We start from the raw sequence: 19700 nt of genomic DNA on the forward strand, positions 1-19700 counted from the left end.
GGCCGCCGCGCGCGACGCGAAGGCCGCCCCCGTTCCGGCCCGGGTCGATCCTGGCCATCAGGTGCGGATCCGCGCCAGCAGCGCCAGCGTCGCCCCCCAGCCCAGCCGCAACGGCCGCCAGAAGCGCAGCCCCAGCAGCGCCGGCAGCAGGATCGTCCAGAGCGTCCCGAGCATCAGCACCAGCTCGCCCTCCGGCGGGGCGAGGCCGATCGCCGCGGTCCAGAGCAGGCTGACATTCCGCACGGCGCCGCCCAGGGCGAAGCTCGCGACGAATCCCCGCGCCATCATCGCGGCCGACAGCATCCCCAGCGCCGCGCCGACCAGGGATGCCAGGAACAGCCCCACCATCGCCTCGCCCAGGACCGCGGGCATCACAGCGAGCCGCGGCAGGCCGGCGGCGAGGGAGAGCGTGATGCCGCACAGCGCCACCACCCCCAGCCCGCGCATCGGTCGCGCCAGCACCGCCCGCCGATGCTCGCCCAGCAGCCGGCACATCAGGAAGCCGAGCAGCGCGGGTGCCGCGACCATCAGCACCACGCGCCACAGCAGTTCGAAGGGGCTGACCACCTTGCCCTGCAGCACGAAGCCGGCGACGAGCGGCGCGGTCAGCGGCAGGGCGAAGAAGCACAGCAGCTGGCTCAGGAGCAGCGGCCGGACCGGCAGGCGCAGCAGCGAGGCGACCAGCACCGCGCCGCCGGAGGCCGGACAGGCCGCGACCAGCACCAGCCATCCGCCGGCCTCGTCCAGCCCGGTGGCCAGGGCGATGCCGTGGACCAGCAAAGGGGTGCCGAGCAGGTTGCAGGCCGCGAGCAGCAGCACGGGCAGCCATTCCCGGCCATGGATCCTGCCCGGCTCGGCCAGGCCCACGCTCATGGCCTGCAGCAGGATGACGCAGGGGATCAGGACCGCTTGGCCGAGCAGCGCCAGCGGCGGCACGGCGAGACCGAGCACGAACACGACCGGCGGCGCGAAGAGCCCGAAATCACCGATGCGGCCGAGGATGCCCGCCAGCGCGGCCCTCAATGGTCGCGGCCGGGCGGGATCGCGACAGGTGACGCAGCCGCATCGGCGGCCGCCTTGCCCGACCGCGCCGGGGCGAAGGCGGGGCGGTATGGCCGGCCGGTGGCGCCGGGCACCGTCGCCGGGCGCGGGGGTGCGGACGACGCGCCTCCCACGATCGCGGCCACGACGACCGCGGTCCGTTCATCGCGCGCGCCGAGGCGGCGCATACCGGCCGGCCAAGCGACTGTGCCGGCACGCGCCGGCATGGCGCGCGAGGCCAAGGGATGATGCGCGTGGCGCGAAGAGGGCCTGGTCAATCCGCGGCCCCGGGGCTTTCCGCGCCGGGGCGACGGAGGCGGATCACGGACGAGGCGTCCGACCGCATGGCTCGCCTCGCTCCCACGGCACTCTCCGTCGCATGGCGCAGTGTCGCGGCGGGCTGCCACGCGCGCGCCGCAGCCGGCCTGGTGGCGCGCGGGTGAGCTTCGGGCCGCGAGGCCCGGCCTTCTATGTCGATTGCGAAGATCGCGGACCGATCGCGCAGACATCGCGTCCGCGCGCCGCGGCGCGCGAACGCGCCGGCCGGATCGGGATCAGTCCGTTCGGCGCGGCCGCGGCGGTGGCAGGCGGAGATCCCCGACGGGGCTCTCGCCATAGGCGGCACGGTACATGCGCGCGAAGCGGCCAGGATTGGTGAAGCCGAAGCGCAGGGCGAGCTCCGTGACCGTGCCGCGCGCCTCGCCCGAGCGGAGGGCCTGCCGCGCCGCCTCGAGCCGCGCCCGGCGAATGGCCTCCAGCGGCGTCATGTCGCGGAATCGCTGGAAGCCTTGTTGCAGGCTGCGCACGCTGCAGCCCGCCGCGTCGGCGACGTCGTGAAGCGCGATCGGTGCCTCGACATTGGCCCTGATGTACGCTTCCGCGCGCTTCACGGTGGCGGGGATGGCGGGGCTCGACGCCTGCAGCAGGCGCTGCGAATGGCTGTGCGGCACGGCGTGCAGCAGCGTGTAGACGAGCAGGTCGGAGAAGGACCGGCTGGCGATCGCGTTGCCGGCGAAGGGCAGGGGCGACGCCATTTCCTCCGCCATCAGCCGCAGCACGCGCTGCAGGCTCTGCGCCGGGCCGGTGGACCAGTCGAAGACGGGCTCGAAGGCCAGGTCCTTCCCGACGGGACCACCCAGCGCGGCCGACAGGCGCTGGACCAGCGCCGCGGCGGGGATCCAGATCGCCAGCCTCTCGTGATCGCCGGTGGCGGCAAGGCTCGTGCCCGGCACGCCGCGGTAGATCAGCCCGAGCTTCTCGTCGATCCGGGGCAGCGACTTCGCGCCGGGAATGCCGGTGCAGTCAAGCGCGCCGCGGCGCACCGCGGTCAGGCAATAGTCGGGCAGGCCGTCATTCGCGATCATCAGCTTCGCGGCCAACCGGTCCGCGATGTAGGCGACGTCGAACTCCCCCACGCCGCTCGCGCCGCGGAGGGCGACGGTCCCGCCGGGGGCGTCGAGCGTGCCGGCGCGATCCTGGATGCGATACCGCAGCGACTTGAACTTCGGCGCGAGGAAGTGGGGCTCGAGCTGCGGCCAGTAGACGCCGCTCTCCAACTCCCGCAGGTCGCCGATGCGCGCGGCCTTGAACCCCTGGGGCGGGCTGGCGGTCTCGCCGTTCATCCTTGGCCGCGGCCCGCTGATCGGCGGCTGCGCGCGGGCCGCGCATCAGGGCACGGCCGAGGCGGGCGCGCCCGGAGCCGCGAAGACTGTCGCCACGGGATCGGCTTTGGCATCGGCAAGCCCCCCAGGGCGCGATGCCGCCCGGAAGTCCGGGCCGGCGCGCCACCACACAGGCGCGATGATGGCGCTTCGCGGCCCGGCGCAAAAGCGGTTCGCGCGATCCTTCCGCGCATGGGCTGTTCCGGGGGAGGCGGGTGCCCGATGCGGCCTGGTCCGGCGGGAAGCAGCCCGGCCTGCGGGCGGGGGAAGGCGGGGTCGGTCTTGCCCGCGCCGCGCCTTCATGCTTCACGCCGCCATGGCCGACCAGATCGCTGATTCCGTCCTCCGGCACGACCGGATCCTGATCCTCGACTTCGGCAGCCAGGTGACGCAGCTCATCGCGCGCCGCCTGCGCGAGTCCGGCGTCTATTGCGAGGTCTGGCCGTTCCACCACGCGCCGGAGGAACGCATCCGCGCCTTCGCGCCCAAGGGCATCATCTTCTCGGGCGGGCCGGCCTCGGTCACCGAGGGCGCGAGCCCCCGCGCCCCGGACTGCGTGTTCGAGATGGGGCTGCCCATCCTCGGCATCTGCTACGGGCAGCAGACGCTGGCGCACCAGCTGGGCGGCACGGTGGAAGGCGGGCACGCGGCGGAATTCGGCCGCGCCTATGTGGAGGTGACGGGCGACTGCGCGATCACCCAAGGCGTCTGGGCGCCGGGCGCGCGCGAGCAGGTCTGGATGTCCCATGGCGACCGCATCACCGAACTGCCGCCGGGCTTCCGCGTGGTGGCGAGTTCCGAAGGCGCGCCCTTCGCGCTGATCGCCGACGACAAGCGCCACTACTACGGCACGATGTTCCATCCGGAGGTGGTGCACACCCCGCATGGCGCGGCGCTGCTGCGCAACTTCACCCACCTGGTCTGCGGCTGCACCGGCGACTGGACCATGGGCGCCTTCCGCGCCGAGATGATCGAGCGCATCCGCGCCCAGGTCGGCTCCGGCCGCGTGGTGTGCGGGCTTTCGGGCGGCGTCGATTCCTCGGTGGCGGCGGTGCTGATCCATGAGGCGATCGGCGACCAGCTGACCTGCATCTATGTGGACCACGGGCTGATGCGCGCGAACGAGAGCGCGCAGGTCGTCGCCACCTTCCGCGACCGCTTCAACATCAAGCTGGTGCACCGCGACGCGTCCGACCTGTTCCTCGGCCAGCTGTCCGGCGTCACGGACCCCGAGGTGAAGCGCAAGACGATCGGGCGGCTGTTCATCGAGGTGTTCGAGGAGGAGCAGAACAAGATCGGCGGCGCCGACTTCCTGGCGCAGGGTACGCTCTACCCCGACGTGATCGAGAGCGTGTCGGCCACCGGCGGGCCTTCGGTGACGATCAAGTCGCACCACAATGTCGGCGGCCTGCCCGAAGGCATGCGGATGAAGCTGGTCGAGCCGCTGCGCGACCTGTTCAAGGACGAGGTGCGCGAACTGGGTCGCGAACTCGGCATCCCCGAGGAGATCGTCGGCCGCCATCCCTTCCCGGGGCCGGGGCTGGCCATCCGCATCCCCGGCGAGGTGACGCGTGAGAAGGCGGATGTGCTGCGGCGCGTGGACACGATCTTCCTCGAGGAGATCCGCGCCGCGGGGCTGTACGACGCGATCTGGCAGGCCTTCGCGGTGCTGCTGCCGGTCCGCACGGTGGGCGTGATGGGCGATGGCCGCACCTACGACCAGGCCTGCGCGCTGCGCGCCGTGACCTCGACCGACGGCATGACGGCCGATGTCTATCCCTTCACGATGGAATTCCTAACGCGCGTGGCGAACCGCATCGTGAACGAGGTCCGCGGCATCAACCGCGTGACCTACGACATCACGAGCAAGCCGCCGGGGACGATCGAGTGGGAATAATTTGTGCCCATCCGAGGGTATCCGAAACTACGCCGGAATACGCTCTAATACACTGAAAAACAAAAATAAATGAGCCAAGGTCTATCGAGGTCTATCGGTGGGCATAGAACGCGTCTGTCGGGTCTGGTGACGGACCCGCCCCCCGTTGATCATCCGGAAAATCGAAAGTACCGTCAGAGCGACCGAGGCCAATGACGGTACTTTTTTCAGCCTTACACGCTGAAATTAAACAGATTTCTCCGCCTGCAGCCTCCAAAAACCGCGTGACGGTCCTTTTTCCGCGAGGAGGCCCAAATGTTGACGGACGCAGCACTCAAGTGCCTGAAACCAAAAGCCAAAATGTACAAGGTGACCGATCGTGACGGCATGTATGTGCGCGTCGCGCCGACAGGCGGCATCTCGTTCAGGCTCGACTACCGGCTGAACGGCAGGCGGGAGACCGTCCATCTCGGCAAGTATGCCCGAGATGGGATCTCACTCGCCCGGGCGCGCGAGCTGTGCCTGGACGCGAAACGGATGATCGCCGAGGGGCGGTCCCCCGCCATAGAGAAGCAGCGGGAGAAGCGCCGGATCAAGGAGGCTAAGAGCTTCGGCGAGTTCGGCGAGAAGTGGCTGACGGGCGCCCCGATGGCCGACAGCACACGAGCCATGCGCCGCGCGATCTTCGAGCGTGAACTCAAGCCCGTCTGGCGAAACCGTTTGCTGACCGAGATCACGCCTGACGACCTGCGCGCCCACTGCGCCAAGATCGTCGAACGGGGCGCGCCGGCGACGGCCATCCATGTGCGGGATATCCTGAAGCAGATCTACGCCTTCGCAATTCTCCACGGCGAAAAGGTCGCGAACCCGGCCGATGACGTTGGTCCTGCCTCGATCGCCACCTTTACGCCGAAGGATAGGGCGCTGTCGCCGACCGAGATCCGCATCATGCTCAAGCAGCTCGAGCATGTCGCGACGCTGCCGACGATCCGTCTCGGCATGAAGCTCTACCTCCTCACCATGGTCCGGAAGAGCGAATTGCAGGACGCGGTCTGGGATGAGGTGGATTTCGAGAACGCCGTCTGGACGATCCCGAAGGAGCGCATGAAGCGGTCGAAGCCGCACAATGTCTACCTGTGCCGGCAGACCCTCGACATCATGATTGCGCTCAAGACCTGCGCCGGCAATTCAAGGTATCTGCTGCCGTCCCGCTACGATGCGGATGCGCCGATGTCGCGGGCGACCTTCAACCGGGTCACCTACGCTGTCGTCGAACAGGCCAAGAAGGAGGGGCTGCCACTGGAGCCTTTCACCGTGCATGACCTGCGCCGCACGGGCTCGACGCTGCTCAATGAGCTGGGCTTCAACCGCGACTGGATCGAAAAGTGCCTGGCGCACGAGGACGGGCGTTCATCACGCGGCGTCTACAACAAGGCTGAATATGAGGTTCAGCGTCGCCACATGATGCAGGAATGGGCTGACACCGTCGATGCCTGGGTCGAGGGCCGGAAGTATGTTCCGACGCTGCTGCCGACAGCCATGCCGTCTATCGCGCTTGATCCTGCCCTTTGACCGGGCGGGACTTGCGCTTGGTGACGTCGGGATGCTGTGCGCGAGGGATTGGCTTCGCGCGCCGCGCCAGCAACCAAGCGTGGACCTCGGCGAGGTCCCAGACGATGCAGCGCGGCGACAGCGCGAAGCGGCGTGGGAATTCGCCGCGCTGCTCCATCTCGTAGATTGTGCTGTCGGCTAGGGGCACCATCTCGCGCAGTTGGTGCCGCCGGATTGTCTTCCTGATCTCCAAAGGCTCGCGGTGACCCATACCCAATCTCCTTAGCGGCTGTCGCTGGCGATTGAGAACGATAGGTGCCGATGCCGGAAGTCCCTCCCGAGTGGCGTGCGGCAATTTCGGGCTCTGGCGTAGAAAACGGCGGGTCATTTTCAGTCCTGACAGCGCGGCCGGACATCCGTCAGCCCACAGAATCTGCACGACTCGCCGCACGCGTTCCGCGCCGTAATTGCGCTGTTCAGATCACGCACCATTTACTGCTTTCACCGGCGAGATGCGATCCAGAAGTCCGCTAGCGACGTAGCAACAGTCGAATGTGTGACACCTAAGGATTTCGTGGGCGGCGGTAGCGAGGAGACGGAGAAGACCCATAATCTGATCGGAACAGTTCTCGGGGGCTGACGGGGCTACGTTTGCAAAGACCTTTGCATCATGGGGAACCATCGTGCCGAGATCGAAGATCGAGCTACGCCATGTGCGTTACATCATCGCTGCTGCGGAAAGCGGCAGCTTCCGGCGTGCGGCGCAAGATCTCGGCGTCGAGCAGTCGGCGATCAGCCGCCGCATCCGGGATGTCGAGGATGAGATCGGCGCACAGCTGTTCCGCCGTCATACTGCCGGCGTCGACCTGACAGACATCGGCAAACAATTTCTGAATCAGGCCGCCCCTGGGGCGCGCCAGATCGGATCGGCGCTCTACGGCGCAAGAACGGTGGCGAACAGAGGACGGCATCTTCGGATCGGCGTGTTCGGGCCTCTGACCATGGGCTTTCTGTCTGAGCTCTTCGGGGCCTTTCGGGGTGACCGCCCGGGGGTCAAGCTGCGGTTCAGCGAGGGCAGCTGTCCCGAACTCATCGCGGCCGTGCGGCGAGGGCAGCTTGATGTCGGTGTCGTCGCCGAAGCATCGCCCGGGAAGGGCTTTGACGTGACGCATTTGTGGGCTGAGCCCGTGTACGTGGCATTGCCGGACGGCGACCCACTCGCCGATCAGAAGGCGCTCCGGTGGAATGACCTGCGTGATCGGCACTTTGTGGTGACTGATTTACCGACCGGCGATTTCGCGAAGGGTTACCTGATGCGAAACCTCCAGACTTCGACCGGAGACCTCCAGATCGAGCAATTGTCCGTCACTCGGGAATCTCTGATGCAGATCGTCGCGCATGGGGACGGCGTCACCATCGCAGGCAGCGCGCATGTCCGTCACGGACTGCCAGGCATTGCTTTTCGCCGGATCGAGGATGCTGTTCTTCGCTATGGTGCTGTCCACCCGCGAGGGGAGCTCCATCGGAACCTCGAGCGCCTGCTGGCGCTGGCAAAGTCTTTCTCGGAGCGAGATGACGCTTGGTTCGCCCGGCAACGGCTCATGCGCCCTGAGCATCGGCGCGTGCCGCACGTTGACTCCCATCGCGGCGCGCGCGGGCGAACCCCCGATCGGTTGCAATGAAGCGCTCGAGCATGGGCACGATCAGCTTGGTCGGGTCGCCGATGGTCTGGCCTTGTTCGCGGCCGAGTGCTGCGGCGTAGGCGACAAGGTCGCGATGCAGTGGCGCAGGGAGTTCAATCGTCACCTTCACCGGCTTGTCGTCGATGATCGGGCCGAGCTTCAGCTTGGTCATCACAACCCTCCATAAGGTTCGAGCACGAGGTCGCGGGTGACGATGACGCGCACAGGGAACCCCGGTCTGATCGTCAGGGTTGGCGCGACATTGAGTTGCCGACGGATGATTTGCTGGCCTGCGTCGTTGATGGTGTCCTGCCCGCCGTTGCGGATCGCCCGGAGCAGCCGATCCTGATCGTCAACGGCGAGTTCGGCGCCGACTGACAGCAGTGTCGACAGGCCGGCAGCCTTGGCGAGATCCCACCAATGATAGTCGACGCCATCCTGAAGACCCGCATAGCCTTGCGCGTCGGCTCCGGGTTGACGTTCCAGGACAATCGAACGGCCGTTCGGCAGAATGAGCCGCTTCCAGACCAGCAGCACCCGGCGCTGACCGAAGCCGACGTCGTTGCTGTACTCGCCGATGAGCCGCGTGCCCTGCGGGACGAGCAGGATGCGCCCGGTGGGGCTGTCGTAGACATGCTCCGTGACTTGCGCGGTGATCTGGCCCGGAAGGTCGGATCGGATGCCGGTGATGAGGGCCGCGGCGATGACGGCGCCAGTCTGAAGCACATAGGGCGATGCCGGAGCCATCACGCGATCGGGCGAGACGGTGCGGCGGTCCACGCCCGCATTCAGGAATGCGAGCTGGCGATCCTGCGCCGTTGGTGCGCTTGGCTGGCCCGGAAGGCCCAGACCGGCGAGGCTCGGGCTGCCCGGTCCGCCAGCTGTCGCAATCGGAGCTGCGGCGCGCGCCTCCGTCTGGAAGAAGACGCGGCTCGTTCGGGCAGCTTCTTCTTCCGCGCGCCTGCGCTGCTCAACCGGATCGACGGCGGGCGCTGCCGCCATCGGCGGCGTGACGGGCTGGCCACGATTCTGCGCATCGAGGATGGGGCGCCCCAGATCCCCAGGAAGCGGAGGCCCAAGCACCGGACCGGTATAATCGCGTGGCAGGCCGGCGAGCCCGTCCGCGGTTCGCCGGTTCTGCGTGGAGTAAAGCTCCTCACTGCCATGGCCAATACTGCGCGTCTGAAGCGCATAGATGAGCGCGCCACCGACCCCAAGGGCGGCGACGAGACTGATACCGCCCAGCACCTTTCTCGACAGTCGGGTGACCCGGGGCGGTTCGGCGCGCAGCCGCATTGGCGCAGCGGCGTCGCCGGGCTGTGTGCCGACCAGCGGTGCGTTGGTTTCGTTGGACGCGTCGCGCTCGCTCATGACGCGGGCCTCCCATCGGTGCGAACGATCCGGACCGTCTGCTGGCGCTCGCCACTGCCGAGACGGAGCTCGGCGGCGCCGAACATGCGGTCGACGATCAGGATGTTCTGGTGGATCCGGCTGTTGGCGATCTGCGGTTCGCCATCTGCGCCGATGACGAAGAGCGGCGGCATCTCACCCTGAACGATCCCACGCGGGAACTCGACATAGACGCGGCGCCCGTCGTCGTAGACCGAGATTGGCCGCCACGGCGGCGTGTCGCCCGTAAGGCCGTAGCGATAGTTCCGTGCCGCAACGGCCGGGATCACTGGCGTAGCGGGCACTGCCTGTCTCTGCGAGGCGGGCGGCTGCGGATAGGCCCAGGCGACGGCCGGCATATAGGGGCGTTCGCCCGAGCGCAGCTCGATCATGTAGATGCGACGGTCGGTGGTGATGACCAGATTGGTCGTGATGTCTGGCCGGGTCGGCTTTACGAGAACATGGACGCGGCGCGTGATCCCCGAGCCGCTCTCGGTGTCGCCGATGATCCAGCGCGCCGTGTCGCCCGCAGCGATCGGGCCGGCGCCAGTCAGGCTTTCGCCGGGTTCCAGCGCGATGTTGGTGATCTGCCCGGGGGCGGCATAGACCTGATAGAGCGCGCCCTCGCTCCACGGATAGATCTGGATCGAGTTGTAATACCCCTCGCGACGTGGCTCGACGCGCGCGGCGGCATTGGCATTCTCAACGCGGGCCGCCGGCGTCCCTGCGGCAGCACCACCGCGCGCGGGCGTCCAGGCGGGCGGTGTGTGAAGCGGCCTTGGTGGCGCCTCCGTGACGGCAGCCGGCACCGGGGGAAGCGGCGGTACATCGGCGTCATAACTGATCTGCGGCGGTCGGTTGGTCGCGCAGCCGGCCAGCGCCAATCCGGAGATCAGCAAAAGCGCAGAGCCTGATAGGCGGACGCCACGGCTCGCGGGTCGGCGGAGATGATCTCTCATTGCCCCATCTCCCGCGACCAGTTGATGGCGTTGACGTAGATCCCGAGCGGATTGGCCCGCAGCCGCTCTGCATCGCGCGGGGGTTGGATCACGATGGTCAGGATGGCCGTCCAGCGCTGTGTCGTGGAGAGCTGGCCGTTCTCGTACTGGCGTTCGGTCCAGGCGACGCGAAAGCTATCAGGCGACGCGCGGATAACGCTCGACACCTCGATCGATACCTGCTGCTTCCCGACGCGGGTGAACGGATCGTTGGCGCGGGCGAAGTCGTTGAGGGCCGCCGCGCCGCGATCGGTCGTGAACTCGTAGGCGCGCAGCCAATTCTGCCGCACGACGATGGCGTCGGCGGGGATCGAGCGGACCTGCTCGATGAACCGCGCCAGATGCCAGGCCACCTGCGGGTCGGTGGGGCGGTAGTCGGCCTGCGCTGGCGCGACCGCCTGCGCCTGGCCGAGATTGTCGACCTGGACCACCCACGGGACGATGGTCCCGCGCGCCGACTGCCAGACCAGCGCGGCGGCGAAGCCGGCGGAGAGGATCAGGCAGCCGAAGGCCATGAGCCGCCAGTTTCGGGCCTGGACACGCGCTGAACCGATCCGATCGTCCCAGATCTGCGCTGCGCGCTGATACGGCGTCTCGGGCTCGGGCGTTTTGCCATAGTGGGTTGCGGGTCGCTTGAAGAAGCTCATGTGCGGTCGCCTCCGGAGAGATTGATGGAAGAGCCGCCGCCATGGCTGTCGCCCGATCGGATCGCGTGTGCCGCGAGCGTGACGCCGTGGCTCATGGTCTGCCCACGCCGCATGCGCTGCGCCCAAGCCGGCGGGTTGGCGGCAGAGCCTGTCGCAGCTGGTGCGGCCGAACCGGCATCATTCGCGACCGTTCCCATGCTCGAGGAGCCGCCGGTGGCGCCGAAGCCGCTTTTGACGCCGTCGGCGAAGCTCGAGCGAACGCTTTGCGCGGCCCGGCGCAGCGGAGAGGCTGCCGCGCCGCCGGCCGCTCGTGCGACGCCGCCGAGGCCGGACGCGACGCCGGCGGCGCCCGACTGGCCGAGGGAACCGAGACTGTAGGCAGCGGAGGCGGCTCCCGCCGCGCTGGCTCCACCGCGCACGGCGGCGCCGCCGCCGGAAATAGCGCTCGCGCCACCGCGCAGGGCGAGCCCGGCCGCGCCCCCGGCAGCCATGGCTGCGCCGCCCGCGACGAGGCCGGTGCCGATGGCGGAGCCTGCGCCGAGTTGCGGGCCGCCGGAAACGATGCCGTTGGCGATACCAGGCCCGAAGATGCCGAGACCAAGAAGCGACAGCGCCGCCAATACGACGGCCATCGCGTCGTCGATGGTCGGTGGCTGGCCGCCGAAGCCTGCCGTGAACTGGCTGAACAGAGTCGAGCCGATGCCGATGATGACGGCGAGCACCAGCACCTTGATCCCTGACGAGATGACGTTGCCCAGCACGCGCTCGGCCATGAAGGCGGTCTTTCCGAACAGGCCGAACGGGATCAGGACGAAGCCGGCCAAAGTGGTCAGCTTGAACTCGATCAGCGTGATGAAGAGCTGGATGGCGAGGATGAAGAAGGCGAGCAGCACCAGCGCCCAGGCGAAGAGCAAGCAGGCGATCTGGATGAAGTTTTCGAAGAAGGCGATCCAGCCCATCAGGTTTGAGATGGATTCGAGCAGCGGCCTTGCTGCATCGAGACCCGTCTGCGCGACCCGGCCCGGGCGCATCAGGTCCTGGATGGAAAACCCGGTGCCAGACGCCTGAAGTCCGAGGCCGGCGAAGCTTTCGAAGACGATCCGCGCGAGGTTGTTCCAGTTGCCGATGATGTAGGCGAAGACGCCCACAAACAGCGTTTTCTTCACAAGGCGTGCGATGATGTCGTCGTCCGCGCCCCAGCTCCAGAACAGGGCGGCCAGCGTGACGTCGATGACGATCAGCGTCGTCGCGATGAACGCCACCTCGCCGCCGAGCAGGCCGAACCCGCTGTCGATGTAGGAGGTGAAGACCCCGAGGAAATTGTCGATGACGCCGCTGCCGCCCATGGCTCACCGCCCTTCGTCGGCGCGTCGCGGCACGGTGCGGCTGCCAAGGAAACGGTCGCGGGTTTCGGCCCAGATGCGCAGACACTCACTGTCTCTGGCTGCGGCTTCCCCCATCTGCTGGCACCGACGCTGGCCCTCGCGCAGCGGGTCCTCCGCCTCCTCAAGCACGGGCGTCGGCCGAACCGCTGGCCTATCCTCTTTCCGGGTCATCTCGATCGCCGTTGCGGTGATCGCGACGGAGACGAAGATGATTGCGCCCACGCGGGCCAGCGTCTTGCCGTCCATCCTGCTGTCCTCAGTTGCCGTTCGGGAACATCCGGGCGTTGCCGGGCTGATAGCCGGAGCCGGGCGTCAGGAACCGGCGGCGCTGTTCACGGCCTTGTTCGGCGGCTGCGGCGCGCTCGGCATCGACAAGCGCCCGCGCTCGGCCGTTCGCAGCGACCACGGCGACCAGGTCTGCAAGTTGCTGCGCCTGCAATGCGAGCAACTGGTTGCCGGCCTGGGTTGCCTGAAGCGCGCCGGTCGCACCCTGGCTCTGCCCGACCAGAGCCGCCATCTCGGCGCGGTTGGTGTCGATATTGCCGACGACACCGGCCTGCACGCGCAGCGCGTCCTGAAGGCCGCCGACCGTGTTCTGCCAGCGCGATCGTGCATCGGAGACGAGACGCTGATCCGAAGTCGACAGCGAGATGTTGCCGTACTGGCTCTGGAAGGCCTGATCGATCTGTTGCACGTCGAAGGCGATGCGCTGTGCCTGACCCAGAAGCGCTTGCGTGCGCTGCACCGATTGCTGGAGCTGCTGAAGCGAGGAATAGGGCAGGCTTGCGAGATTTCGGGCCTGGTTGATCAGCATCTGCGCTTCGTTCTGGAGGCTCTGGATCTGGTTGTTGATCTGCTCGAGCGCCCGCGCAGCCGATAGGACATTCTGGACGTAGTTGGTCGGATCATAGACCACCCACTGCGCCGCTGCCGGGGTGACGAACACGGGCGAGAAGGCGACGGGCAGCGACAGGATGGTTGCAGCGAACAGCGCAGAGCGAGAGCGTCGGATCATCATGGGTTGGGCTCCAGGTTGGTGAGGTCGGGGATGAGATCGGCAGCCCATCCGATATCGCGGGCGCGCAGCCAGGCGGGCAGAAAGCCGTCGCGGCCATGCTCGGCGAGGATCGCCTCGATCGCTGCCTGATCAGCTTTCGAGGATGCCGCACAAAGCGCGAGGGCGACTTCGGAGAGCCCCAGGTCGAACAGCCGGTTGCCGCGCCGCGACTGGCAGTAATAGTCGCGCTTGGGCGTGGCCCGGCCGAGGATCTCGATCTGGCGGTCGTTCAAGCCGAAGCGCCTGTATATCGCGGTGATCTGCGGTTCGATCGCGCGTTCGTTCGGCAGCAAAAGGCGCGTCTGGCAGCTCTCGATGATGGCCGGAGCGATCGCGCTCCCATCGATGTCGGCCAACGACTGCGTGGCGAAGACGACGGACGCGTTCTTCTTGCGCAACGTCTTCAGCCATTCGCGCAGTTGCGCCGCGAAGCCCTCGTCGTCGAGCGCGAGCCAGCCTTCGTCGACGATCAGGAGCGTGGGCCGTCCATCCAGACGGTCGCCGATCCGATGGAAGAGATAGGTGAGGACCGCCGGCGCCGCGCCGCCGCCGATCAGTCCCTCGGTTTCAAAGGCCTGGACTGCGGCTTCCCCCAGCTGCTCGCCTTCGGCGTCCAGCAGCCGTCCATAGGCACCGCCCACGCAATAGGGTCGCAGCGCCTGTTTGAGATCGTTCGACTGGAGGAGGACGGCGAGGCCCGTCAACGTGCGCTCTGGGATCGGCGCGGACGCCAGCGAGGTCAGCGCCGTCCAGAGATGTTCCTTCACCTCCGGCGTGATCGTGACGCCCTCGCGGGCAAGGATCGCCGCGACCCAGTCGGCTGCCCAGGCACGCTCATGGGTCTCGTGAACGCGCGCGAGTGGCTGGAGGGAGACCGACGACGCGGCGCCGTCCGTCAGGCTGCCACCGAGGTCGTGCCAATCGCCTCCCATGGCGAGCGCGGCCGCGCGGATCGAGCCGCCGAAGTCGAAGGCGAAGACTTGGGCGTCCGGATAGCGCCGGAACTGAAGCGCGATGAGCGCGAGCAACACAGACTTGCCCGCGCCTGTCGGTCCGACCACCAGCGTGTGGCCGACGTCGCCGACATGCAGCGAAAAGCGAAACGGCGTGCTGCCTTCGGTCTTGCCGTAGAGCAGCGGCGGCGCACCGAAATGCTCGTCCCGTTCCGGCCCGGCCCAGACCGCCGATAGCGGAATCATGTGGGCGAGGTTCAGGGTGGAGATCGGTGGTTGCCGCACGTTGGCGTAGACGTGGCCGGGCAGCGAACCGAGCCAGGCATCGACGGCGTTGATGGTCTCGGACATCGCGGTAAAGTCGCGGCCCTGGATCACCTTTTCCACAAGGCGCAGCTTCTCGTCGGCGGTGCGCGGATCGGCGTCCCAGACGGTGACGGTGGCGGTCACATAGGCCTGACCGGCATAGTCGGCGCCTAGCTCCTGCAAGGCCATGTCGGCATCGGCCGCCTTGTTCGCAGCGTCCGTGTCGACAAGCGCGGAGGCCTCGTTGGTCATCACCTCCTTCAGGATTGCGGCGATCGACTTGCGCTTGGCGAACCACTGCCGCCGGATGCGCGTCAGCAGTTTCGTGGCGTCCGTCTTGTCGAGGAGGATCGCCCGCGTGGACCAGCGATAGGGAAAGGCGAGCCGGTTGAGATCGTCGAGAATCCCTGGCGTCGTCGCCGTCGGAAAGCCGTTGATCGTCAGCACGCGCAGATGGGCGGCGCCGAGCCGCGGCTCGAGGCCGCCGGTCAGCGGCTCATCGGCGAGAAGCGCATCGAGGTAGAACGGCGTTTCGGGCACGCGGACGCGGTGGCGCTTCGTCGAGACAGTCGAGTGCAGGTAAGTCAGGGTCTCGGCGTCATCGAGCCACCGGCATTCCGGCATAAAGCCATCGACGAGCTGGAGGACGCGGTTGGTGCGGTCAATGAAGGCCGCGAGGGCTTCATGGGGATCGACGCCGGACTGTTGGCGACCCTCGTAGAGCCAGGTCTCCGCCCGCGCGGCGTCCTCGGCAGGCGGGAGATAGAGGAAGGTCAGGAAGTAGCTCGACTCGTAATGCGCGTCCGCTTCCTCGAAGTCGGCCTTGCGCTCTGCATCAAGGAGGGCGGAGGCGGCGTCCGTGAAGCGGCTTGCCGGATAGGAGGCGGCTTCGTGGCGCTGCGCTTCGACGAAGATCGCCCAGCCCGAGCCCAGACGCCGGAAGGCGTTGTTGAGGCGACTGGCGACGGCCACCAGTTCGGCGGCCACAGCAGAGTCGAGATCGGGACCACGAAAGCGCGCGCTACGCTCGAAGCTGCCATCCTTGTTGAGCACAACCCCTTCGCCGACCAGCGCCGCCCAGGGCAGGAAATCAGCAAGGCGGGTCGCGGTTCGGCGATATTCGGCGAGGTTCATCATGGCCATGCCTCAGACCGTGAGATGGCCCGGAATGCGCAGATGCCGGCGGCCGACTTCGACAAAGAGCGGATCGCGCTTTGCTGCCCAGACGGCGGCGAAATGGCCGATCGCCCAGATGAGGAGACCAACCAGCCATAGCCGCAAGCCGAGACCGACAGCGCCGGCGAGCGTGCCGTTCATGATGGCGATGCTGCGCGGTGCGCCGCCCAGCAGGATGTGCTCGGTCAGCGCGCGGTGGACCGGAACCGAGAAGCCCGCGACCTCATCGGGATGATGCAGGAGGCCCGCCATCAGACGAGCGCCCCGCCGCCGAACGAGAAGAACGACAGGAAGAAGCTGGAGGCCGCGAAGGCGATCGACAGGCCGAAGACGATCTGGATGAGGCGCCGAAATCCTCCGCTCGTGTCGCCGAATGCCAGCGTCAGGCCGGTGACGATGATGATGATCACCGCGATGATCTTGGCGACTGGCCCCTCGATCGACTGGAGGATGGACTGCAGTGGCGCTTCCCAGGGCATCGAGGAGCCCGATGCATGGGCGGCGGGCGCCAGAAGAAAGCTCAGGGTCAGCGCAGTGGTGGCGGTCGCGAGGCGCTGATGGCCGCGCGCGATATGTCGGATCATGCGGGTTCTCCTTGTGGGTCGGGAGGCTGGGTTGCGGGGGAAAGGCGGTAGTCGGTGTCCGTCCCGAGCCCTTCGACGCGGGCGAGTTCGGCAAGACGCCGCGCAGCGCCGCGGCCGGAGAGCACGGCCACCAGATCGATGGTCTCGGCGATGAGCGCCCGGGGGACGGTGACGACAGCTTCCTGGATGAGCTGCTCGAGGCGGCGTAGCGCGCCGAGTGCGGTGCCGGCGTGGATCGTGCCGATCCCGCCGGGATGGCCGGTGCCCCAGGCCTTCAGGAGATCGAGCGCCTCGGCCCCACGCACTTCACCGATCGGGATCCGATCCGGCCGCAGCCGCAGCGAGGAGCGCACCAGGTCTGACAGCGTCGCGACACCGTCCTTGGTGCGCATGGCGACGATGTTCTGCGCCCTGCATTGCAGCTCGCGGGTGTCTTCGATGACGATGACGCGGTCAGTAGTCTTCGCGACCTCGGCCAGCAGGGCGTTGGTCAGCGTGGTCTTGCCGGTGCTGGTTCCGCCGGCGACGAGGATGTTGGCGCGCGCTGCGACCGCCTGCCGGAGGATGACGGCCTGCTCCGCCGTCATGATGCCGGCGGCGACATAGTCGTCGAGCGTGAAGACGGCGACCGCGGGCTTGCGGATCGCGAAGACCGGTGCCGTTACGACCGGCGGCAGCAGGCCTTCGAAGCGCTCGCCGGTTTCGGGGAGCTCGGCCGAGACGCGCGGTCGACGGTCATGTACCTCGACGCCGACATGATGGGCGACGAGGCGGATGATGCGTTCGCCATCGGCCGCCGAAAGCTGTTCCCCCGTATCGGACAGGCCGTCAGAGAGCCGGTCGACCCAGAGCCGTCCATCGGGGTTGAGCATGACCTCGACGATCGCGGGGTCTTCAAGGAATCGGGCGACCGCAGGCCCCAGCGCGGTGCGCAACATGCGTGCGCCGCGTGAGGCTGCTTCCGATTGCTGATGGTTGACCGCCACGTCGTCCCCGTTCGCTTGCGGGCCCGCGCGATGCGCGGCCCTGGATCGGGGATGAGTAAGAAAGGCAGGAATTGGGGCGTTGCAACAACGCTCAAGGGGTCATCGTACTGTGGCGAAGAAAGACAGGTGATCGGCGGACCGGCGTCGAGCCACAGCAGCGTCTGAGGCTTCCGATGAGTCCATTTTCCCGAGCGGGAATAATTCAGGTGCGGGAGCCACCCCCAAGCGCAGGCTTTCCCGAGCGGGAAATTCTGATAGACATTCTTCAGGAATCCATGATACTTTCCCGTTCGGTAAATATCATGGCCAGACGCAACCTCACCACCGCCGAGATCGGCGACATCGTCCGAACCACCCGCAAGGCCGCTGGCCTGCGGCAGGACGAGCTTGCGGGTGCAGCGGGCGTCGGCCTGCGCTTCATCGTCGATCTCGAGGCCGGCAAGCCGACCGCGCAGATCGGCAAGACGCTTCAGGTCCTGGCGGCGCTCGGATGCTCACTCGATATCACACCGCCGCCCGACACCAAAGGAGCGCGCAAGGCATGACGCGCACCCTCGATATCTGGTGGGACGGGCGCCTGGTGGGCCAGCTGACGCAGGACCGGCATAGTGAACTCGGCTTCGCCTATGCGCCGGCTTGGCTTGACGATGAGGAGGCGCAGTCCTTGTCCGCCTCGCTGCCCAAGCGGGCGGAGCCGTTCACCCGCCGCGAGTGCCGCCCGTTTTTCGGCGGTCTTCTGCCGGAGGAAAGCCAGCGCGATGCCGCGGCTCAGGCACTTGGCGTGTCGCGCGCCAATGATTTCGCCCTTCTTGATCGCCTCGGCGGGGATGTGGCGGGCGCGCTCCAGCTTCTGCCGCCCGGCGAAGGTCCGGCCCCTCTTGCCCCCGATCAACGGCCAACCCGGCTTGACGATGCGGGCTTGATCCGGGTGCTGGACGCGCTGCCCGTCCGCCCACTGCTCGCAGGCGAGGAAGGCCTGCGTCTCTCGCTCGCCGGCGCGCAATCGAAGGTTCCGGTGGTTCTGGTGGATGGCGCGGTCGCCTTGCCTGCGCCGGGCCAGCCGACGACGCATATTCTGAAGCCTCCGATATCGCGGTTTGCGGCCACGACCGAGAACGAGGCCTTCGTGTTGCGTCTTGCCGCCGCCATTGGTCTCGATGTCGCGCCGGTGGAAGCGCGCACCGTCAAGGATCGAACATTTCTGCTGGTCAATCGCTATGACCGCGCCGTCGGCGACGATGGCGTAGTGCGCCGGATCCATCAGGAGGATTTCTGCCAGGCGCTCGGCGTGCCGCCGGAGACCAAGTACGCCAGCGAAGGCGGCCCGACGTTCAAGGACTGCTTCGCGCTGCTCCGCCGCGTCGCCGCAAGGCCCGCTGTGGATGTGCTGAAGCTCCTCGATGCCGTGATCTTCAATGTGATCGCCGGGAACGCCGACGCCCACGGCAAGAATTTCTCGATACTATATGACGCTGAAGGCCCGCGCCTCGCCCCGCTCTATGACTTGCTGGCAACGGTTGCCTACCCCGATCTCTCGCCGAAGTTCGCCATGAAGATTGGGAAGCGGGCGACGCTTGCCGAACTGGACGCGAGGGGGTGGGCAGCGTTCGCGGCGGACGCGGGTGTCGGCCTGCCGCTGATACGCAGGCGGGTCGCGGAGATCAGCAAGGGCGTGATCGCGAGAACAGGCGAGGTTGCGGCCGATTTGGTCCGCCCTGGCTTCGATCGGACGTCGATCGAAAGTCTTGCCGCGATGGTCCGCGAACGAGCGGAGCGCTGCGCGCTGACGGTGGCGGAATCCGGCCGCTCGGCCAATCAACAGCGCGATGGAGGGAATGTCGAAGGGAGCAATGGCGAATGACATTTCTCTACTTCGCGTATGGCTCCAACATGTTGCCGGCCCGCCTGCTTGGCCGCTGCCCGTCTGCGAGGGTCGTAGGGACGGGAGTTGCACGCGCCTGGAGTCTTGCGTTTTCGAAGGCGAGTAAGGACGGCTCAGGAAAAGCGACCTTGGTGACCGACCCGAATTCGGCCGTGCCCGGAGTCATTTTCGAGATTGATCTGGCCGAACGAGAGCAGTTGGACCGGCACGAGGGGGTCGGCTATGGCTACCGGCGCGACGACACCTTCGCCATCGAGGGAAGCAGCGTTCCGGCAAGCAGCTATCTTGGCACCTCGTTGGACAACACATTGCGGCCTTTCGATTGGTACCTCGCGACCGTCATTGCCGGCGCGGAATATCATGGGCTGGATACAGCTCATGTCGCCGCACTGAGGGGCACGCGCTTCGTCGAGGATACTGAATTGGGTCGAAGGACTCGCGTCGAAGCCATTGAGGCGATGCGAGAGCATGGCATTGAGGATTACCGAACGCTTCTTGAACGCCTGGGATGAGCCGTTCCGAACGG

At 67.3% G+C, this 19700-nt stretch carries 20 protein-coding genes; 6 read left to right on the forward strand and 14 right to left on the reverse strand.

Annotated features, from left to right (window positions below; genetic code table 11):
• Positions 1-57: 57 nt before the first annotated feature.
• Positions 58-1023, reverse strand: coding sequence for a hypothetical protein (locus J5Y09_RS07870; protein ID WP_209351212.1), 966 nt, complete (start codon positions 1021-1023; stop codon positions 58-60).
• A gap of 572 nt (positions 1024-1595) precedes the next feature.
• Positions 1596-2663: an AraC family transcriptional regulator gene (locus J5Y09_RS07875; protein WP_209351213.1), complete on the reverse strand. Its 1068-nt coding sequence runs from the start codon at positions 2661-2663 to the stop codon at positions 1596-1598.
• A 355-nt stretch (positions 2664-3018) separates the two neighbouring features.
• On the opposite strand from J5Y09_RS07875, the gene guaA reads away from it, so the two are divergent.
• Both guaA and J5Y09_RS07885 read left to right on the forward strand, forming a co-directional pair.
• Positions 3019-4599, forward strand: a complete 1581-nt coding sequence (gene guaA / locus J5Y09_RS07880; RefSeq protein ID WP_209351214.1) for a glutamine-hydrolyzing GMP synthase — start codon at positions 3019-3021, stop codon at positions 4597-4599.
• A 294-nt stretch (positions 4600-4893) separates the two neighbouring features.
• A complete protein-coding gene (locus J5Y09_RS07885) occupies positions 4894-6150 on the forward strand; it encodes a tyrosine-type recombinase/integrase (RefSeq protein ID WP_209351215.1) in 1257 nt (418 codons plus the stop codon).
• Here the strand turns inward: J5Y09_RS07885 and J5Y09_RS07890 are convergent.
• Complete coding sequence (locus J5Y09_RS07890) at positions 6125-6400, reverse strand: helix-turn-helix transcriptional regulator (RefSeq protein ID WP_209351216.1); 276 nt, start codon at positions 6398-6400, stop codon at positions 6125-6127. The two genes, J5Y09_RS07885 and J5Y09_RS07890, sit on opposite strands and share 26 nt — an antisense overlap.
• A 412-nt stretch (positions 6401-6812) precedes the next feature.
• Between J5Y09_RS07890 and J5Y09_RS07895 the strand changes: the two genes are divergently transcribed.
• A complete protein-coding gene (locus J5Y09_RS07895) occupies positions 6813-7811 on the forward strand; it encodes a LysR family transcriptional regulator (protein WP_209351217.1) in 999 nt (332 codons plus the stop codon).
• Here the strand turns inward: J5Y09_RS07895 and J5Y09_RS07900 are convergent.
• The 11 genes from J5Y09_RS07900 to trbB are packed head-to-tail and all read right to left on the reverse strand — an operon-like array spanning position 7729 to position 17292.
• The gene (locus J5Y09_RS07900; protein WP_011579845.1) at positions 7729-7983 is read right to left on the reverse strand and encodes a DUF2274 domain-containing protein; all 255 of its coding nucleotides are present in this window, start codon (positions 7981-7983) and stop codon (positions 7729-7731) included. The two genes, J5Y09_RS07895 and J5Y09_RS07900, sit on opposite strands and share 83 nt — an antisense overlap.
• Complete coding sequence (locus J5Y09_RS07905) at positions 7983-9182, reverse strand: TraB/TrbI/VirB10 family type IV secretion system protein (RefSeq protein ID WP_209351218.1); 1200 nt, start codon at positions 9180-9182, stop codon at positions 7983-7985. The genes J5Y09_RS07900 and J5Y09_RS07905 overlap by 1 nt, the downstream gene beginning before the upstream one ends.
• The gene (trbG, locus tag J5Y09_RS07910) at positions 9179-10159 is read right to left on the reverse strand and encodes a P-type conjugative transfer protein TrbG (protein ID WP_209351219.1); all 981 of its coding nucleotides are present in this window, start codon (positions 10157-10159) and stop codon (positions 9179-9181) included. Before trbG ends, J5Y09_RS07905 begins: the two co-directional genes overlap by 4 nt.
• Positions 10156-10845 (reverse strand): conjugal transfer protein TrbF, encoded by a 690-nt coding sequence (gene trbF / locus J5Y09_RS07915; RefSeq protein WP_209351220.1) that lies wholly within the window; start codon positions 10843-10845, stop codon positions 10156-10158. The genes trbG and trbF overlap by 4 nt, the downstream gene beginning before the upstream one ends.
• Positions 10842-12191, reverse strand: coding sequence for a P-type conjugative transfer protein TrbL (gene trbL, locus J5Y09_RS07920; RefSeq protein ID WP_209351221.1), 1350 nt, complete (start codon positions 12189-12191; stop codon positions 10842-10844). The genes trbF and trbL overlap by 4 nt, the downstream gene beginning before the upstream one ends.
• Before the next feature lie 3 nt (positions 12192-12194).
• On the reverse strand, positions 12195-12476 hold the full coding sequence (gene trbK-alt, locus J5Y09_RS07925; protein ID WP_209351222.1) for a putative entry exclusion protein TrbK-alt: 282 nt from the start codon (positions 12474-12476) through the stop codon (positions 12195-12197).
• A 10-nt stretch (positions 12477-12486) separates the two neighbouring features.
• Positions 12487-13245 (reverse strand): P-type conjugative transfer protein TrbJ, encoded by a 759-nt coding sequence (trbJ, locus tag J5Y09_RS07930; protein ID WP_432761234.1) that lies wholly within the window; start codon positions 13243-13245, stop codon positions 12487-12489.
• Positions 13245-15683, reverse strand: a complete 2439-nt coding sequence (gene trbE, locus J5Y09_RS07935; protein WP_209351224.1) for a conjugal transfer protein TrbE — start codon at positions 15681-15683, stop codon at positions 13245-13247. The genes trbJ and trbE overlap by 1 nt, the downstream gene beginning before the upstream one ends.
• Positions 15684-15692: 9 nt before the next feature.
• Positions 15693-15974, reverse strand: a complete 282-nt coding sequence (locus tag J5Y09_RS07940) for a VirB3 family type IV secretion system protein (RefSeq protein ID WP_066664194.1) — start codon at positions 15972-15974, stop codon at positions 15693-15695.
• Entirely contained in the window at positions 15974-16306 is a 333-nt protein-coding gene (locus J5Y09_RS07945; RefSeq protein ID WP_209351225.1) for a TrbC/VirB2 family type IV secretion system protein, read from the reverse strand. Before J5Y09_RS07945 ends, J5Y09_RS07940 begins: the two co-directional genes overlap by 1 nt.
• Complete coding sequence (trbB, locus tag J5Y09_RS07950) at positions 16303-17292, reverse strand: P-type conjugative transfer ATPase TrbB (protein ID WP_342451433.1); 990 nt, start codon at positions 17290-17292, stop codon at positions 16303-16305. Before trbB ends, J5Y09_RS07945 begins: the two co-directional genes overlap by 4 nt.
• A gap of 302 nt (positions 17293-17594) precedes the next feature.
• On the opposite strand from trbB, the gene J5Y09_RS07955 reads away from it, so the two are divergent.
• From J5Y09_RS07955 to J5Y09_RS07965, 3 genes are read left to right on the forward strand one after another with little or no spacing between them, the layout of a single operon-like run.
• Complete coding sequence (locus tag J5Y09_RS07955; protein WP_094472265.1) at positions 17595-17837, forward strand: helix-turn-helix transcriptional regulator; 243 nt, start codon at positions 17595-17597, stop codon at positions 17835-17837.
• Positions 17834-19153 carry a type II toxin-antitoxin system HipA family toxin gene (locus tag J5Y09_RS07960; RefSeq protein WP_209351226.1) on the forward strand — a complete coding sequence of 440 codons (1320 nt, stop codon included), beginning with the start codon at positions 17834-17836 and terminating at the stop codon, positions 19151-19153. Before J5Y09_RS07955 ends, J5Y09_RS07960 begins: the two co-directional genes overlap by 4 nt.
• Positions 19150-19686 carry a gamma-glutamylcyclotransferase family protein gene (locus tag J5Y09_RS07965; protein ID WP_209351227.1) on the forward strand — a complete coding sequence of 179 codons (537 nt, stop codon included), beginning with the start codon at positions 19150-19152 and terminating at the stop codon, positions 19684-19686. Before J5Y09_RS07960 ends, J5Y09_RS07965 begins: the two co-directional genes overlap by 4 nt.
• The last annotated feature ends 14 nt before the right edge of the window (positions 19687-19700 follow it).

Source organism: Roseomonas nitratireducens (assembly GCF_017813355.1).
GTDB classification, from domain to species: Bacteria; Pseudomonadota; Alphaproteobacteria; order Acetobacterales; family Acetobacteraceae; genus Neoroseomonas; species Neoroseomonas nitratireducens.